This window comes from Tepidiphilus baoligensis (assembly GCF_012911495.1).
GTDB classification, from domain to species: Bacteria; Pseudomonadota; Gammaproteobacteria; order Burkholderiales; family Rhodocyclaceae; genus Tepidiphilus; species Tepidiphilus olei.
The window spans coordinates 63211-79814 of the sequence record NZ_JAAAUB010000003.1 but is presented as its reverse complement, the minus strand read 5'-3'; the positions used below and the strand labels follow the sequence as shown (position 1 = coordinate 79814).

The window sequence follows — 16604 nt, the reverse complement described above, 5'->3', positions numbered from 1 at the left end:
AACGCCCATGCAATGCCGCACCGATTACACTGAACCCAGGCCAGCCAGAGGGGTCGCCATGACCTACCGTACCATCGTCTTCGCCTACGACGGCAGCGCCGAAGGGCAAGCCGCATTGTCCGAAGGAATCGATCTCGCCGGCCTCGTCGGCGCGCGCTGCCACCTACTCGCGGTGATGGCGGTTCCACCCGAAGCCAAGTATTCCCAAGTAGTGGTTCCGGAAGACTGCCTCGACGAAAACTACGCCCGCATCAATCACATCCTGGAAGAAGGCATCGAGCGCTTCAGAAATGCCGGATTGGAAGTCGACGGAGTCGTCCGAGTGGGCGAAGCGGCACCGGTGATCGGGGAGTATGCCGAAGAAGTGCATGCGGACCTGGTGGTCGTCGGTCACCGCCGGCGTGGCCCCCTCGATCGCTGGTGGCACGGCTCGGTGGGGCACTCGCTGCTCGATACACTGCCGTGCAGCCTGCTGGTGGCGATGAAGCACCAGGAAGCGAACGCCTAAAAGGCGGCAAGAATCGCCTGTGCCATCAGCGGCGCCACGCTCACCGCGTTCGTGGGGTGCGCGATCGTGTCGGTGCTCCAGATCGCTCCGGCACCGGCTGCACGCACGGTCTCGAGCGCATCCTCGACGAAGAGCGCATGCGTCACCGCCACGTCCACCGATGCCGCCCCGGCCGCGCACAGGGTTCGCACGGTTTGGGCGAGCGTGCGCCCGGTGCTCGCCACGTCGTCGACCACCACCACCGCCCGGCCACGGACGTCCAGCCCCTTGGGCAGGGTCACCTCGACGTCCCGGTCGCCGCGCCGCTCCTTCCGCCCCACGGCGCAGTCCAGGCCGACGGCCCGCGCGGCCGCCTCGACCCAGGCGCGCGACTCTTCGTCGGGGCCGACGAGGAGCGGTCGCCCACGCTCGCGCACCGCGAGCTCACCGAGGAGCGGCGCAGCACTCAGGGCGAGCGCAGGAGAGACCGGCACGGCCTCGTCGAGCCGAGCGATGCGGTGCAGATGCGGATCGACGGTGACGAGCGCCTCGACGCAGGACGCGACGAAACGTCCCACCACGAAGGCGCTCACCACTTCTCCAGGGGCAAACGCCTTGTCCTGACGCAAGTAGGGAAAATACGGCGCCGCCAGCACGATGCGCCGTACCCCCGCCTCGTGCAGCCCAGACCCGGCGAGCAGCAGCTCGACGAGCTTTTCATTGGGATGATCGAGGCCGCGCAGCAACACGACCTTGTCGGGCAGCCGCTCGGGCAGGCGCAGCTTGATTTCGCCATCGGGGAAACGGTGACGCTCGATCGGCACCGGTTCGCAGCCGATCGCCGAGGCCAGCCGCCGCGCGAGCCCTTCTTCTTCGGGAAAAAAGAGCAGCATCAGAACTCCGTATAGACCTCGACCACCTCTGACGGGGCCCCGATGCGATAGCCCGTGGCCCGCTCACAGCTGCGCCGCGCGAACAGTAAATCCGCTGGATATTGGGCATAGACGCGGTAGAGCGGCTCGCCTCGGGCAACGGGATCGCCCAGTTTCTTGAACAGATCCACGCCAGCACCCTTGACCTTTGGCGCCCCTGCCTGCCGAGCGATCTGGGCCAGGTGCAAGTTGTCGATTTCGGTGACGACTCCCTCGACGGGCGCCGTCACCTCGAACCATTGCGTCGCAAGCGGCGGCGCATTGTGATCGAACGGTTTTTCTCCCTGCGCCTTGACGATGGCGCGCATCTTGGCCAAGGCGCGTCCCGAATCGAGGATGTCGCGGGCGATTGCGAACCCCTCGCCGCCACGCACGTCGGGGTCGAATTCGATCACTCGTCCGGCGAGCCGCAGCGCTTTCTGGCGCAGATCGATGGGCGCGCGCGGGTCGTTTTCCAGCACGCGCATCACGTCGCGCGCCTCCAGCACCGGTCCGATGCCGAATCCCACCGGCTGGCGCCCGTCGGTGATGACCACGTCGATCATCAAGCCCAATCGGTGCGCCACGTATTCGAAGAGCTTGCGCAGCTGGAGCGCCTCACGCATCGAACGCACTTTGGCCGTCGGCCCCAGTGGGATGTCGAGCACGAGATGGGTCGAACCCGCCGCGAGCTTCTTCGAGAGGATGGAGGCCACCATCTGCCCCGGCGCGTCGATCGCCAGAGGCCGCTCGACCGAGATGAGCACGTCGTCGGCAGGAGAAAGATTCGCCGTCCCGCCCCAGGCGAGGCAGCCCCGTAGCTGGCGCACGATCCGCTCCATCTTCCCGATGGATAGCTCGACCTCGGCCAGCACTTCCATGGTGTCGGCGGTACCAGCCGGCGAGGTGATCGCCCGGGAGGAGGTCTTGGGGCAGAGCATCCCGTGCGCGGCGACGATGGGCACCACCAGCATGGAAGTACGGTTGCCCGGAATGCCGCCGATGCAGTGCTTGTCGACCACGGGGCGTTCGTGCCAGTCGAGCCGCCGGCCGACCTGGGTCATGGCATCGGTGAGGAAATACACTTCCTCGCGATCGAGCTCGTTGTGGTGCGTGGCCACCACGAAGGCAGTGAGCTCGATCTTGGAATAATGCCGTTCGGCGATGTCCCGAACGATGCCCAAAAACTCCTGGGGGCGAAGGCGCTCGCCGGAGAGCTTGCGCCGCAGCGCCCCCATGGATTCCGGCGGCTCGGCCTGCGCCACCGTCACCTTCGCCCCTTCGGGCAGGCCCAGCTGGGCGAAAGCCTCGAGCGAAAGCCCGACCTCTGCCACCCCGACGAGGTTCGCGTCATCGACCACGTTGAGCGTGGCGAGGATGTGCCGCTCGCCATTCTGCCCTACTTCGATCTTGGCCAGCGCCTGGAATCCCTCGGCGCGCACGACCGAACACTCCCGGTGCAGATAGGCGACGTTTTCGCGGTAGGTGTCGATGGCCACGCGACGCAGGGCCAACGTGACCGGGCCACCCGATTTGCCGCCGGACGGGGCGGGCGGATGCCCCTCTCTTCGCCCCGTCCCCTGAGTTCCTGCCACGTCAGCGCAAGGATTTGGGATCGAAGCCGGTGGCCTGATAGACCTCTTCGATCACCGAGCGACCGATACGCCCGCTCATCTGCTCATGCACCGGCACGAGCGCCTTCTTCAGCGCCAGTTTCTCCTCGGCGCTCAAGGTGATGATCTCGCTCGTCCCTGCGGCCTTCACCGCCTCGATCGCCTTGGCATTCTCTTCCGCAGCGATATCATTGGCATAAACGGTGGCCTCTTCCATGGCCTTCTCCAGCGCCGCGCGCACCTCATCGGGCAGGCCATCCCAGAAGCGCTTGTTGACGATCACGGCGTAGCCGAGGTAGCCATGATCCGACAGGGTGACGTACTTCTGCACCTCGTGCATTTTTTGGGTATAGAGATTGGAGGGCGGATTTTCGGTCCCATCGACCACCCCGGTCTGCAGGGCCTGATATACCTCGGAGAACGCCATCACCTGCGGGATGGCGCCGAGGGCACGCATCTGCGCCTCGAGCACCTTGGAAGATTGGATGCGCATTTTCAACCCTTTGAAGTCTTCGGGTTTGCGCAGCGGCCGGTTGGCCGAGAACACCTTGAAGCCGTTGTCCCAGTAGGCCAACCCTTTGATGCCCTTCGGCTCGAGCTCGGCGAACAGTTTCTTGCCGACGGGGCCGTAGGTCACCTTGTGCAGGTCTTCATAGCCCTCGAAGATGTAAGGCAGGTCGAACACCTCGAACTGACGCACCCCCAAAGGACCGAACTTCGCCAACGAGGGCGCCAGCATCTGCACCGCCCCCATCTGCAGCGCGTCGAGTTCTTCCTTGTCCTTGTAGAGCGTACTGTTGGGATAGACCTCGACCTTGACCTTCCCTTCGGTGTATTTTTCGGCCAGCTCCTTGAATTTCAGCGCTCCCTTGCCCTTGGGGGTATCTTCGGCCACCACGTGGCTGAATTTGAGCAGGATGGGTTCGGCCGCCTGCGCCACCCCCATCGTCGCCACCAGCGCCAGCGCGCCGATCATCATTTTCAATTTCATGTTTTCCCTCCCGATGGCATGGAAAATGGACGATGCGAAATCGTCATCACACTTTACATCATTCCCAGCGCCTGGGGCAACGCCAGCGACAAAGTCGGCCAGTACGTGACCAAGACGAGAAAGACGAGCATGGTCAGCAGCCAAGGGATCACGGCACGCGAGGTCTCGCCCAAGCCGGCGCCGGTGATGCCGCTGGCCACGAAGAGATTGAGCCCCACCGGAGGGGTGATCATGCCGATTTCCATGTTGACGGTCATGATCACGCCGAAGTGGATCGGATCGATGCCCAGTGCCACCGCCACCGGAAAGAGAATGGGGGCGAGGATGAGGATGATCGAAGAGGGCTCCATCAGATTGCCCGCCAGGAGCAACAGCACGTTGACCACCAGCAGGAACCCGATCGGCCCCAACCCCAGATCGATGATCGCCTGCGCGAGCATCTGAGGGATCTGCTCGCTGGTGAGGATGAAAGAAAAGAGCGAAGCCGAGGCGATGATGAAGAAGAGCATGGAGGACATGTTGGCCGAGTCGACCAAGACCCGGGGTACGTCGCGCCAAGTCATGTCACGATAGACGAAGAGCGCAATCACTGCGGCATAGACGGCGCTCATGGCCGCGGCCTCGGTGGCAGTGAAGATGCCGGCGTAGATCCCCCCCATGACGATGACGATGAGCAGCAGACCCCAGAAAGCCTCACGCAGGGCCTGCCAGCGCTCGCGCCAGGAGACCTTCGCTTCGCGCGCGAAACCGTGTTTCCTTGCCTGCCAATACGTGATGGCCCCGAGCATGAGCACCAGCACGAGCCCCGGCAGCACGCCAGCCATGAAGAGGGCCCCGATCGAGGTATTGGTCGTGACCGCGTACATCACCATCACGATGGACGGCGGGATGAGGATCCCCAGACCACCGGCCGAAGCCACGGTACCGATCGCGAAACGGCGCGAATAACCCTGTTTGAGCATGGCCGGAATGAGGATGGAACCGATGGCCAGTACCGTGGCCGGAGAAGATCCCGAAACGGCCGCGAAGAGCGCGCAAGCGAGTACCGCCGTCATCCCCAGGCCGCCGGTGACGTGCCCGACCATGGAATTGGCGAACCGGATCATGCGCCTCGCCACCCCACCGCTCGTCAAGAAGGTGCCGGCCAGGATGAAGAATGGAATGGCGAGGAGCTCGAATTTCTCGATGCCGGTAAACATCTTCAGGGCTACGGATTCGAGCGGCACCGGCGTCCAGAACGCCATATACGTGATGACCGTCAGCCCCAGCGCCACGCCGATGGGCATGCCCACCAGCATGAGCACGAAGAGCATACCGAAGAGAATGGCGGCGCTCATCGGCTCGCTCCCTGCTCGACCGAGGGCGGCACCCCCTCACCCTCGTCCAGCCCCTTGACGTGCGCCACGCGATGCTGCGGCAAGGTGCCGTCACGCCAATAGCCGAGCAAGACTTCGAGGAAACGCCAGCCCATCAAGGCACTGCCCAAGGGGATGGCGAGATATACCATCCAGGAAGGCCATTCCAGATCGGCCGTGAGCGGACCCTCGAAATAGGGCCCGGGATCTCGCCCCAAACCGGTATACCAGGCGTACGCCGCGCCGTTTTCCCATACCAAACGCACACCGTACCACACGAGCAAGCCGCAAAAGAGCAGGCCACATAGCAGCCCCAGAGTGATGCACGCGCGGCGTGCGCCGCCATGCAGGCGCATCACCAGTAGATCTACCCCCACGTGAATGCCGGTACGCACGCCATAAGCCGCCCCGAACTTCGCCATCCACACGGCACAGATCATGGCGAATTCCTGCGCCCAGCCGAAATGGAATCCTAGGAGCCAATCTTGCAGGTAAGGGATGGCAAAACCCGCAAGATAGCGATGCACCACGGCCAGAAAGATGACCAGGGTCGAGATGGCCAGCAGAGCGCCGATGGTGAATTCTTCGAGTCGATCGAGCAGGCGGCGAAACATCCTCTCTCCCGGCAAGGGCGCGCTTGGGCAAAGGCGCGCAGTGTAGCGATCTCCATGGGCGGGCGCCACTAGGGAAACCCCTATAGGGCAGCGCAGCACGTGTCCTCCGACCGTCAGTGGGCATTATAACGGCAGCGCGAACAACCGTCGCGAACGGTTGCAGGACGAGAACGCCCAGAGCGCAAGATCCCAGACCGGCCAAAGGGTCGGGGCACGGGGGCAAGCCGACGTCCGAGCATCGGAGAACGCCGCCATGTCCTCGAGCCGCTCATTCGCGTAGCCCCTGGGGTATCCGCCTCGCTCGGCATAGATCACTCCATCCTCTTGACACAAAAATGGTTTATGCCTCTAATCGAAATTATTGGCTTTTCTGGTTCCGTGGAGCGCGGCATGACCCCTTCGGCGTGGGATGAAACCACCGTCCGGCGCGTGATCGACGCGCACAAAGAGCGGCCCGGTGCGCTGCTGCCCATCCTGCACGCGCTGCAAGCCGAATTCGGTCACGTGCCGCGCGGCAGCGTCCCGTTGATCGCCGAGGCGCTCGATCGCTCGCGTGCCGAAATTCACGGCGTGATCAGTTTTTATCCTCATTTTCGCGAGCAAGCGCCGGGGGCGCACGTACTGCAGATTTGCCGTGGCGAATCCTGCCTGGCCATGGGGGGCGAGCATCTGGCCGAGCATGCCAAGGAACGGCTCGGTTGCGAGTTCCATGGCACGCGCGCCGACGGGGCGGTGACGCTGGAGCCGGTGTATTGCCTGGGGCAATGCGGCTGCTCCCCGGCCCTGCAGTTCGACGGCGAGGTCTACGGGCGTATGACGCCGGCGCGCCTGGACGAACTCTTGCGCGAGAAGGGGTTGGTATGAGCGTGACCGTCTATGTGCCGCGGGATTCGAGCGCACTGGCCGTGGGGGCCGAGGCGCTCGCCGAGGCGATTCAACGCGAAGCCGCGCAGCGCGGGGTCGACCTGCGGCTCGCGCGCAACGGCTCGCGCGGTCTGTTCTGGCTCGAACCTTTGGTCGAAGTCGTCACGCTCGCTGGACGCATCGCCTATGGGCCGGTGCAAGCGCAAGACGTCCCGGAGCTCTTCGATGCGGGGTTTCTCGCAGGAGGGGCGCACCCCACCCGACTCGGACCCATCGAGCAGATTCCCTACCTGCAACGTCAACAGCGACTGACGTGCGCCCGGGTCGGCCTCATCGATCCGCTCGATCTCGACGATTATCTCGCCCACGGCGGCTATCGTGGCCTGCACCGTGCGCTCGAACATACCCCGGAGGAAATCATCGCGGCGATCACCGCCTCCGGCCTGCGCGGGCGCGGCGGCGCAGCCTTTCCTGCCGGCATCAAGTGGAACACGGTCCGTGAGGCTCCGGGAGACGTCAAATACATCGTCGGCAATGCCGACGAAGGGGATTCCGGCAGTTTCGCCGATCGGCTGATCATGGAAGGCGACCCCTTCGCCTTGATCGAAGGGATGACCATCGCCGCACTCGCCGTTGGCGCGACCCAAGGCTATATCTACCTGCGCGTCGAATATCCGCACGCCCACGCTACGTTGGAGCGCGCCCTCGCTACCGCCTACCGCGCCGGCTATCTGGGCGCGGACGTCGCCGGCAGCGGCAAACGATTCGATTTGGAAGTCCGGCTCGGCGCCGGAGCCTATGTCTGCGGCGAGGAGACGGCGCTACTCGAGAGCCTCGAGGGCAAGCGCGGCATAGTGCGCAGCAAACCGCCGCTGCCGGCGCTGCGCGGCCTCTTCGGCCAGCCCACGCTCGTCAATAACGTCCTGACGCTTGCCACCGTCCCTTACATCCTCGCCGAAGGGGCCGAAGCCTACCAGCAGCTCGGTACCGGCCGTTCGCGCGGCACGCTGCCGATCCAGCTCGCGGGCAACATCGCCCGGCCAGGCCTCATCGAACAACCCTTTGGCATCAGCCTGCGCGAGATCCTCTACGACTATGGCGGCGGTTCGGCCACGGGACGGCCGCTGCGCGCCGTGCAAGTCGGTGGCCCGCTCGGCGCCTATGTACCGGCCGCGCACTTCGACCTCCCCCTCGACTACGAAGTCTTCGCCGCCCAGGGCGCGGTCCTCGGACACGGCAGCATCGTGGCGTTCGACGACACCGTCGACATGGCCCGGATGGCGCGGCACGCACTGGCGTTCTGTGCCGCCGAATCGTGCGGTAAATGCACGCCCTGCCGCCTCGGTTCGACCCGCGGCGTCGAAGTGATGGACGATGTGCTCGCGGGCCGCCAGGTGGAGGCCAAGCTCGCCCTGTTGCGCGACCTCGGCGAGACGATGCGCCTGGGATCGCTCTGCGCGCTGGGTGGCATGACGCCTTATCCGGTGCTCAGCGCCTTGGAGCACTTCCCCGAAGATTTCACGGCCGCCGCTGCCCGCAGTAGGCTGGGCTAGGGAGACGCTGAAGAAATGAGCGAGCGGGATGAAGCGCAAGGCGCACGGAGCGCAGCGACCGAGACATATCGAGTGGATAGGCGAGGGAGCGAGCACCGCGCAACGCAGCGATTCGCCCGCGCAGCCAATTATTCAGCGTTTCCCTAGGCCACGTCCGGCCGTCCTGGAGACCTCCGATGCCTTTTGCCCCTCTGTCAACCGAGAAAACTACCCCGTCCCAGGTCACGCTCTCGATCGATGGGTTCTCGATCCGGGTTCCGGCGGGCACGACCATCCTGCAAGCCGCCGAGCGGCTGGGTCTGCGCATCCCGCGGCTGTGCGCCTGCGACCGCCTCGAGCCCTATGGTTCTTGTCGGCTGTGCCTGGTGCAGATCGAGGGGGTGCGCGGCACGCCGGCATCCTGCACCACGCCGGTCGCCGAGGGCATGCGGGTGCAGACGCAAACCGAGACCCTGGCGCGGCTGCGCCGGGGCGTGATGGAACTCTACCTCTCCGAGCATCCGCTCGACTGCCTCACCTGCAGCGCCAATGGCGACTGCGAACTCCAGGAGATGGCGGCGCTCGTCGGCGTGCGCGAAGTGCGCTATGCCCGCCCCGAACCGGGCTGCGCCTCGCCCATGGACACGAGCAATCCCTACTTCCGTTTCGACCCGGACAAATGCATCGTCTGTGCCCGTTGCGTGCGTGCTTGTGGCGAAATCCAGGGTACGTTCGCGCTCACGCTCGACGGGCGCGGCTTTGCCACCCGCGTGGCGGCAGGGCAGGCGGAGCCTTTTCGCGACTCCGAATGCGTCTCCTGCGGCGCCTGTGTCCAGGCTTGTCCGACTGCGGCCTTGAATGAAACGGCGGTGCACGAGAAAGGTCTGCCGGACCGCGCCATCGTCACCACCTGCGCCTATTGCGGCGTGGGTTGCTCCTTCAAGGCCGAGATGAAGGGCAACGAAGTGATCCGCATGGTCCCCGCCGCGTCCGGGCGCGCCAACGAAGGGCATTCGTGCGTCAAGGGGCGGTTCGCCTTCGGTTACGCCACCCATCCCGATCGCATCACCACGCCGCTGATCCGCCAATCGATCCACGATCCATGGCAAGCCGTGAGTTGGGACGAAGCGATCGCTTACGCTGCCGCCGAATTCGCCCGCATACAGGCAAAATACGGACGGGAATCCGTCGGGGGCATTACCTCGAGCCGCTGCACCAACGAGGAAACCTACCTCGTGCAAAAGCTGGTGCGCGCCGCTTTCGGCAACAACAACGTCGATACCTGCGCCCGCGTCTGTCACGCGCCCACCGGCTACGGCCTGAAGCGCACGCTCGGCGAATCGGCCGGAACCCAGGATTTCGCCTCGGTGATGCACGCCGACGTGATCCTCGTGATCGGCGCCAACCCCACCGAAGCCCACCCGGTATTCGGGGCTCGCCTCAAACGCCGTCTGCGGCAAGGCGCACGCCTCATCGTCATCGATCCGCGCGCCACCGAGCTCGTCCGTGGCACCCACGTTCGCGCCACGTATCACCTACCGCTCAAACCCGGTACCAACGTCGCGCTACTCAACGCCCTGTCCCACGTGATCGTCAGCGAAGGGCTGGTCGACGAAGCGTTCGTCGCCGAGCGCTGCGAACCCGAAGCATTTGCCCAATGGCGCGACTTCATCGCCCAGCCCCGCCACAGCCCCGAAGCCAGTGCCGCGATCACCGGCGTGCCGGCTGCGTCGGTCCGCGCGGCCGCCCGCCTCTACGCCAACGCCCCCAACGCCGCGATCTATTACGGCCTGGGAGTGACGGAACACCGGCAGGGCGCCACAGCCGTGATCGCGATCGCCAACCTCGCCATGGCCACGGGCAACTTCGGCCGCCCCGGCGTCGGCGTCAATCCGCTGCGTGGTCAGAACAACGTGCAGGGTTCCTGCGACATGGGTTCCTTTCCCCATGAATTTCCCGGCTACCGCCACGTTTCCGATGCGCCGACCCGTGCCCTGTTCGAAGCCGCCTGGGGCGTGCCGCTGTCGTCCGAGCCGGGGCTGCGACTGCCCAACATGCTCGCCGAAGCCCGCGCCGGACGGTTCAAGGGGCTCTACCTCCAGGGCGAGGACCTCGTCCAATCCGAACCCAACCAGAGGCACGTACGGGCGGCGCTCGCTGCGATGGAATGCGTGGTGGTGCAGGACCTCTTCCTCAATGAAACGGCTGCCTACGCCCACGTCTTTCTCCCTGGGGCCTCTTTCCTCGAAAAGAACGGCACGTTCACCAACGCCGAACGGCGCATCTCCCGCGTGCGCCAAGTGATGCCCCCCTTGGCCGGATACGAAGATTGGCAAGTGACGCAAAAGCTCGCCTCGGCGCTCGGTTACCCCATGACCTATACGCATCCCGCCGAGATCATGGACGAGATCGCTCGGCTCACGCCCCAATTCCGCGGCGTGAGCTACGCCAAGCTCGAGGCGCGCGGCAGCCTGCAATGGCCTTGCAACGACGAGGCCCCCGACGGCACGCCGGTGCTGCACGTCGATGGCTTCGTGCGCGGCAAAGGCGCGTTCCTCCTCACCGAGTACGTCCCGACCCCACAGCATCCGGATGCACGTTTCCCCCTGATCCTCACCACCGGCCGCATCCTCTCGCAGTACAACGTCGGCACGCAGACCCGGCGCACCGCCAATACCCTCTGGGACGACGCCGACCTGCTGCACCTCCACCCCGAGGACGCCGCCGCCCGCGGCATCGCCGACGGCGACCGCGTGCACCTCGAAAGCCAGGTCGGATCGACGATCCTGCGCGCCGTGCTCGACGACCGTCTACAGCCCGGCCTCGTTTTCACCACCTTCCACTTCCCGGAATCGCGCACCAACGCGCTCATCACCAGCAGCTCCGACTGGGCCACGAACTGCCCAGAATACAAAGTCACTGCGGTGCAAGTTCGTCGCGTGGACGCGACCATGGACTCGCCCTCCTTCGTCGATGAATTGCCGCCCGCTTTCGATCTGCCGCACAAACTGGTCGAGATGGCCAACCAGATCGGCGAATTTTTCGCGGCGCAGCCCGAGCGCGAAGCCGCCGTGCGCGCCATCGCCGAGCATCTGGAAAAATTCTGGCACCCGACGATGCGCGAACGCCTCGTGCAGTGCCTACAGACGGAGGAGCATTCCCTCTCCCCTTTGGTGCGCGAGGCAGCCCGGTCGTTGCTTGAACGGGTCACGTGACGACGAAGCGCACTCCACGGACTACAATGGATTCGATTCCGTCCGTTGGAGGCCGTAACCATGGACAAACGCCGCGAAACCGACACGCTGGGGGAAGTCTGGGTCCCGGCCGACCGCTACTGGGGTGCGCAAACCCAGCGCTCGCTGGAGCATTTCCCCATCGGGGTGAGAAACCACCGCATGCCGCTGCCCATCATCCGGGCACTCGGCATTCTCAAGAAAGCGGCGGCGCAAGCCAATGCCGAACTGGGCGAATTGCCGAAGGAACTCGCCGAACTCATCGTGCGCGCCGCCCAGGAAGTGATCGAGGGCAAGCTCGACGATCACTTCCCCCTCGTCGTCTTCCAGACCGGCAGCGGCACGCACAGCAACATGAACGCCAACGAGGTCATCGCCAATCGCGCCAATGAGCTCGCCGGCCAGCCTTTGGGCAGCAAATCTCCCGTTCATCCCAACGATCACGTCAACCGCGGCCAGTCTTCGAACGACACCTTCCCCACGGCGATGTACGTGGCCACGGTGCTGGAACTGCGCCGGCACCTCCATCCCGCGGTGCAGACGCTACGCGACACGCTGGCGCGCAAGGCCGAGGAATACGCCGAACTCGTCAAGACCGGCCGCACACACCTCATGGACGCCGCCCCCATCACCCTGGGGCAAGAGATCGGCTCCTGGGTGGCGCAGATCGAAGACGCCCTCGACTTCCTGCGCATGGCCGAAGAAGGGTTGCACGAACTGGCCATCGGCGGCACGGCCGTGGGCACCGGGCTCAACGCCCATCCCCGCTTCGGGGAAATGTGCGCCGAATACATCGCCCGTGAGACGGGCATCCCCTTTCGCAGTGCCCGCAACCGCTTCGCGGCGCTCGCCGCGCACGACGCGCTGGTCAACGTCTCGGCGGCCCTGCGTACGCTCGCCAATGCGCTCTTCAAAATGGCCAACGACGTGCGCTGGCTCGCCTCGGGGCCGGATGCAGGCATCGGCGAGCTGATCCTGCCCGCCAACGAACCGGGCAGCTCCATCATGCCGGGCAAGGTCAATCCCACCCAGTGCGAGGCGCTCACCATGGTGTGCGTGCGCGTCTTCGCCAACGACACGGCCATCGCCTTTGCCGGCAACCAGGGCAACTTCCAGCTCAACGTCTATAAACCGCTCATGGCGCATGCGGCGCTCGAGAGCATCGAACTGCTGTCGCAGTCCATCCTCGCGTTCGATCGCTACTGTGCCCGTGACATGCAGCCCAACCGCGAGCGCATCCGCGAGCACCTCGAACGCAACCTCATGCTGGTCACGGCGCTCAACCCGCACATCGGCTATGACAAGGCCGCCGCCATCGCCAAGAAAGCCGCGGCCGAGCGCAAGACGCTCAAGCAGGCGGCCGTCGAGCTGGGCTACCTCACGGCCGAGGAGTTCGACCGCTGGGTCAATCCCCTCGCCATGACCCGGCCGGGCATGCACTGAACCGGAGATCCACGGAGGAAACGCCATGAGCCAAGACGACGGCATCACCTTCCACCCCGACGGCAGCGTACCGCAGCACGGCGAAGTCTTCGTCTTCGGCTCCAACCTCGCCGGCATGCACGGAGGCGGGGCAGCCGCCGAGGCGGTGCGCCGCTTCGGCGCGCAGATGGGCGTAGGCTGGGGCTACATGGGCGCCCCGCCGCGACACTCCTTCGCCATCCCTACGCTGGACGAGCACTTCGAGGTCCTGCCGCTCGAAGAGATCGCGCGCTACGTCGAGCGCTTCATCCGCTTCGTCGCCGAGCATCCGCAGTTGCGCTTCTTCGTCACCCGTGTGGGCTGCGGCATCGCCGGCTACCGCGACGAGCAGATCGCCCCGCTCTTCCGGCCGCTCATCGCCATCGGTCGCTGCTCGTTTGCCGAGAAGTGGCGGCCTTATCTTCTTGGGAAACGCTGAATAATTGGCTGCGCGGGCGAATCGCTGCGTTGCGCGGTGCTCGCTCCCTCGCCTATCCACTCGATATGTCTCGGTCGCTGCGCTCCGTGCGCCTTGCGCTTCATCCCGCTCGCTCATTTCTTCAGCGTCTCCCTTGCGAAAACGTGAGGGGCGGAATCACCCTTCCCACCGCAGCGCGAATCCCTCGGGCGCATGAAAATCCGGCCGACCCGGCGGGTGCGCCAGCGCCCACCAGGAAAATTCTCCCCCATGCCCTTCGAGCACGGCGGTCAGACCCAGGCGCAGCGCGCCCTCTCCGGCAGGCAGCGATTCAGGGGCGAGCCGAACTCGAAGGCCCAGGCGGCCGGGCGCACGCTGCCAGCGCAGGCGAGGGGCCGGGGGCCGAGGCGCCGGCGCGGGTTCGCGGTAGGCGGAAAAGCGATAGAACGCCCATTGGCCGCTGGGCGAGAAGTTGAATTCGCGGTACCCGCTGCTGCCTTCACGGGCGAGGAAGAGCTCGAAGCAGGTGTGCTCCCACAACCGCTGCGGCGGCAGGGGTGCGCCGGCGTCGGGGACGCGCAACCGCTCCACTTCGCCTCGCAGGGTATAGCCAAGCACGAACGCCCCATCCTGGCGCTCGAGCTCCACCTCCAGGGCGAACTCGCCGAACGCCGCGGACTCGGGATGGGGGTGAAGCGCGACGCGCATCAGGGAAACGCTGAATAATTGGCTGCGCGGGCGAATCGCTGCGTTGCGCGGTGCTCGCTCCCTCGCCTATCTACTCGATATGTCTCGGTCGCTGCGCTCCGTGCGCCTTCGCTTCATCCCGCTCGCTCATTTCTTCAGCGTTTCCTTAGGGCAGGATGAGCCCTCCGCCACCCAGACCGCCCAGACCCCCCGCCCCGCCGCCGGGACCACCGCCGCGCAGGTCGGTGCCGGCCAGCGCACTCTGCGCGAGCAGCGAAGACTGCTCCAGCTCCAGGCGGCGCAGTTCGTCCATCGTCTCCTCGATTTTTTTCTCGGCGGCCGCGGCAAAGCCGGCCACCGCCTCGGCGAGCGTCTTCGCCGGAATCTCGAAGCTGATGGGCAAAGCCCCCATGGGGGTCATCACGGTGATCGAGCCGCTGAAGACTTCCGTCCGGGCGGGATCGGGCGCCCCCTCGACGGTGACGGGAATCAGCCGGCGAATCGAACCGACACGGCGGTCGAGATAAAGCTCCTCACGGTAGAGAGAGGCCGGATCCATCGGCGGAACTTGATTGCGAGCCATGGTTCTACTCCTACAGGGTTTGGCCGATTTTACCCCGCAATCCACGGCTTTCCCGTAAAATTCCATTTTTGCCCGATCTGCGAGGATGCCATGTTTACCGGTATCGTGATGGGCATCGGACGCCTGGTCGACGTCACGCCCCTTGCCGATGGCGTGCACATCGCCGTCGATTCGCGCGCGCTCGAGCTCGAAGACGTCCGCCTGGGCGACAGCATCGCCCACAGCGGCGTATGCCTGACCGTGGTGGCGCGGCAGGGGACGGTGCTCGAATACGACGTCTCGGGCGAGACGCTCGCCTGCTCGGTGGGCTTGAACGAACCCGGCCGCGAGCTCAACCTCGAAAAGGCCCTGCGCCTGGGCGATGCGCTCGGCGGACATCTCGTCACCGGCCACGTCGATGGCATCGGCCTCGTCGAGCGCTTCGCACCCGTGGGCAATAGCACCCTGCTCGAGATCCGCGCCCCGGCGGCGCTCGCCCCTTTCCTTGCCCGCAAAGGCTCGGTGGCCGTCGATGGCGTGAGCCTCACCGTCAACGCCGTGCGCGACGCGCCCGACGGCTCCTGCATTTTTTCCATCAACCTCATCCCGCACACGCTGGCGCAAACCACGCTGAAGCATCTCGCACCCGGCGCGCACGTCAATCTCGAAGTCGATCCGCTGGCGCGCTACTGCGCGCGCGTGCTCGAATACGCCGCGAGGACCCCCTCCCCATGAACGACCTCTCCCCGACCACGCCTCCTCTGCCTGCCACGAGCGGAGGAATCAGCCCCATCGAGACCATCATCGACGAGATCCGCCAAGGCCACATGGTGATCCTCGTCGATGACGAAGCCAGGGAAAACGAGGGCGATCTCGTGCTCGCCGCCGAATGCGTCACCCCCGAGGCGATCAACTTCATGGCCAAATACGGCCGCGGCCTCATCTGCCTGACGCTCACCGAAGAGCGCTGCAAGCAGCTCGGGCTCAAGCTCATGGTGCAGGACAATCGCTCCCCCTATGAGACCGCCTTCACCACCTCGATCGAGGCGGCACGGGGCGTCACCACCGGCATCTCGGCGCACGACCGAGCGCAGACCGTACGTGCGGCCGTGGCCCGCCACGCCAAGCCCGAGGATATCGTCCAGCCGGGGCACATCTTTCCCCTCATGGCGCGCAAGGGTGGCGTGCTCATCCGTGCCGGACATACCGAGGCCGGCTGCGATCTGGCGCAACTGGCCGGCTTCGAGCCCGCCGCCGTCATCTGCGAGATCCTCAACGAAGACGGCTCGATGGCGCGCCTGCCCGATCTCATCGAATTCGCCAAGAAACACGGCCTGAAGATCGGCGCCATCCGCGACCTCATCGAATACCGCTTGCGTACCGAGACCTTGGTGCGCAAAGCGGCCGAGCGGGCCGTGTCCACCCCCTATGGCGACTTCACCCTCTACGCCTTCCAGGACGAGACCACGGGCGAAGTGCATTTCGCCGCCACCCACGGCACGATCGAGGCGAGCCGCGAAACCCTGGTGCGGGTGCACGAACCCATCTCGGTGCTCGACTTCCTCGCTCCCGAAGCCCCGGGACACTCGGTACCGGTGCCCGAGGCGCTGCGCCGCATCGCATCGAGCCCGGCCGGGGTCATGGTCATGCTGCACCGCCCGCAAAGCGGCCAGGAACTGCTCGAAGTGCTCACGCAAACGCCGGCGCGCCGACGTGCCTGGGATCCGCGGCTGGTCGGGGTGGGCGCACAGATCCTGCACGCACTGGGCGTGGGCAAGATGCGCCTGCTGTCGCACCCGATGAGTTTTCCCAACCTCTCCGGCTTCGGGCTGGAGATCACCGGTTTCGAAGACCCTCCCGCCGCAAAAGGATGAGC

General features: G+C 65.5%; 15 protein-coding genes. 8 read left to right on the top strand and 7 right to left on the bottom strand.

The features are described 5' to 3' along the window. The first annotated feature begins 58 nt into the window (after positions 1–58). A complete protein-coding gene (locus GV368_RS03310) occupies positions 59–508 on the top strand; it encodes a universal stress protein (RefSeq protein ID WP_169115431.1) in 450 nt (149 codons plus the stop codon). Here GV368_RS03310 and GV368_RS03305 read toward each other — a convergent pair. The 5 genes from GV368_RS03305 to GV368_RS03285 form a co-directional block, all read right to left on the bottom strand. Then, positions 505–1380 (bottom strand): ribose-phosphate diphosphokinase, encoded by an 876-nt coding sequence (locus GV368_RS03305; protein WP_169115429.1) that lies wholly within the window; start codon positions 1378–1380, stop codon positions 505–507. The two genes, GV368_RS03310 and GV368_RS03305, sit on opposite strands and share 4 nt — an antisense overlap. After that, positions 1380–2912 carry a thymidine phosphorylase family protein gene (locus tag GV368_RS03300; protein ID WP_169115560.1) on the bottom strand — a complete coding sequence of 511 codons (1533 nt, stop codon included), beginning with the start codon at positions 2910–2912 and terminating at the stop codon, positions 1380–1382. Before GV368_RS03300 ends, GV368_RS03305 begins: the two co-directional genes overlap by 1 nt. Positions 2913–2994: 82 nt before the next feature. After that, entirely contained in the window at positions 2995–4002 is a 1008-nt protein-coding gene (locus GV368_RS03295) for a TRAP transporter substrate-binding protein (protein WP_142803981.1), read from the bottom strand. Positions 4003–4055: 53 nt separating this feature from the next. Beyond that, positions 4056–5339 (bottom strand): TRAP transporter large permease, encoded by a 1284-nt coding sequence (locus tag GV368_RS03290; RefSeq protein ID WP_142803982.1) that lies wholly within the window; start codon positions 5337–5339, stop codon positions 4056–4058. Continuing rightward, a complete protein-coding gene (locus GV368_RS03285; protein ID WP_169115427.1) occupies positions 5336–5971 on the bottom strand; it encodes a TRAP transporter small permease in 636 nt (211 codons plus the stop codon). Before GV368_RS03285 ends, GV368_RS03290 begins: the two co-directional genes overlap by 4 nt. Positions 5972–6361: 390 nt before the next feature. Between GV368_RS03285 and GV368_RS03280 the strand changes: the two genes are divergently transcribed. From GV368_RS03280 to GV368_RS03260, 5 genes are all read left to right on the top strand, one after another. After that, positions 6362–6835, top strand: a complete 474-nt coding sequence (locus GV368_RS03280; RefSeq protein WP_206673242.1) for a formate dehydrogenase subunit gamma — start codon at positions 6362–6364, stop codon at positions 6833–6835. Next, entirely contained in the window at positions 6832–8388 is a 1557-nt protein-coding gene (locus GV368_RS03275; protein ID WP_169115423.1) for a formate dehydrogenase beta subunit, read from the top strand. The genes GV368_RS03280 and GV368_RS03275 overlap by 4 nt, the downstream gene beginning before the upstream one ends. 176 nt (positions 8389–8564) lie before the next feature. Continuing rightward, positions 8565–11582 carry a formate dehydrogenase subunit alpha gene (gene fdhF, locus GV368_RS03270; RefSeq protein ID WP_169115421.1) on the top strand — a complete coding sequence of 1006 codons (3018 nt, stop codon included), beginning with the start codon at positions 8565–8567 and terminating at the stop codon, positions 11580–11582. Between the two features lie 60 nt (positions 11583–11642). Then, complete coding sequence (gene fumC, locus GV368_RS03265) at positions 11643–13043, top strand: class II fumarate hydratase (protein ID WP_169115419.1); 1401 nt, start codon at positions 11643–11645, stop codon at positions 13041–13043. A 25-nt stretch (positions 13044–13068) separates the two neighbouring features. After that, on the top strand, positions 13069–13500 hold the full coding sequence (locus tag GV368_RS03260) for an A1S_2505 family phage non-structural protein (protein ID WP_169115417.1): 432 nt from the start codon (positions 13069–13071) through the stop codon (positions 13498–13500). Between the two features lie 156 nt (positions 13501–13656). Here the strand turns inward: GV368_RS03260 and GV368_RS03255 are convergent, their stop codons facing one another. Both GV368_RS03255 and GV368_RS03250 read right to left on the bottom strand, forming a co-directional pair. Continuing rightward, positions 13657–14187, bottom strand: a complete 531-nt coding sequence (locus tag GV368_RS03255) for a DOMON-like domain-containing protein (protein ID WP_169115415.1) — start codon at positions 14185–14187, stop codon at positions 13657–13659. A 145-nt stretch (positions 14188–14332) separates the two neighbouring features. Then, the gene (locus tag GV368_RS03250) at positions 14333–14749 is read right to left on the bottom strand and encodes a hypothetical protein (RefSeq protein WP_037990295.1); all 417 of its coding nucleotides are present in this window, start codon (positions 14747–14749) and stop codon (positions 14333–14335) included. 90 nt (positions 14750–14839) lie between these two features. Between GV368_RS03250 and GV368_RS03245 the strand changes: the two genes are divergently transcribed. Next, positions 14840–15463 (top strand): riboflavin synthase, encoded by a 624-nt coding sequence (locus tag GV368_RS03245; protein ID WP_169115413.1) that lies wholly within the window; start codon positions 14840–14842, stop codon positions 15461–15463. Further along, positions 15460–16602, top strand: a complete 1143-nt coding sequence (ribBA, locus tag GV368_RS03240; protein ID WP_169115411.1) for a bifunctional 3,4-dihydroxy-2-butanone-4-phosphate synthase/GTP cyclohydrolase II — start codon at positions 15460–15462, stop codon at positions 16600–16602. The genes GV368_RS03245 and ribBA overlap by 4 nt, the downstream gene beginning before the upstream one ends. Positions 16603–16604: the final 2 nt, after the last annotated feature.

Coding starts and splice junctions, on each gene's coding strand:
- GV368_RS03310 (WP_169115431.1), top strand. CDS start 59: ATGACCTACCGTACCATCGTCTTCGCCTACGACGGCAGCGCCGAAGGG.
- GV368_RS03250 (WP_037990295.1), bottom strand. CDS start 14,749: ATGGCTCGCAATCAAGTTCCGCCGATGGATCCGGCCTCTCTCTACCGT.
- GV368_RS03280 (WP_206673242.1), top strand. CDS start 6,362: ATGACCCCTTCGGCGTGGGATGAAACCACCGTCCGGCGCGTGATCGAC.
- GV368_RS03305 (WP_169115429.1), bottom strand. CDS start 1,380: ATGCTGCTCTTTTTTCCCGAAGAAGAAGGGCTCGCGCGGCGGCTGGCC.
- GV368_RS03245 (WP_169115413.1), top strand. CDS start 14,840: ATGTTTACCGGTATCGTGATGGGCATCGGACGCCTGGTCGACGTCACG.
- fumC (WP_169115419.1), top strand. CDS start 11,643: ATGGACAAACGCCGCGAAACCGACACGCTGGGGGAAGTCTGGGTCCCG.
- GV368_RS03255 (WP_169115415.1), bottom strand. CDS start 14,187: ATGCGCGTCGCGCTTCACCCCCATCCCGAGTCCGCGGCGTTCGGCGAG.
- ribBA (WP_169115411.1), top strand. CDS start 15,460: ATGAACGACCTCTCCCCGACCACGCCTCCTCTGCCTGCCACGAGCGGA.
- fdhF (WP_169115421.1), top strand. CDS start 8,565: ATGCCTTTTGCCCCTCTGTCAACCGAGAAAACTACCCCGTCCCAGGTC.
- GV368_RS03260 (WP_169115417.1), top strand. CDS start 13,069: ATGAGCCAAGACGACGGCATCACCTTCCACCCCGACGGCAGCGTACCG.
- GV368_RS03285 (WP_169115427.1), bottom strand. CDS start 5,971: ATGTTTCGCCGCCTGCTCGATCGACTCGAAGAATTCACCATCGGCGCT.
- GV368_RS03275 (WP_169115423.1), top strand. CDS start 6,832: ATGAGCGTGACCGTCTATGTGCCGCGGGATTCGAGCGCACTGGCCGTG.
- GV368_RS03290 (WP_142803982.1), bottom strand. CDS start 5,339: ATGAGCGCCGCCATTCTCTTCGGTATGCTCTTCGTGCTCATGCTGGTG.
- GV368_RS03295 (WP_142803981.1), bottom strand. CDS start 4,002: ATGAAATTGAAAATGATGATCGGCGCGCTGGCGCTGGTGGCGACGATG.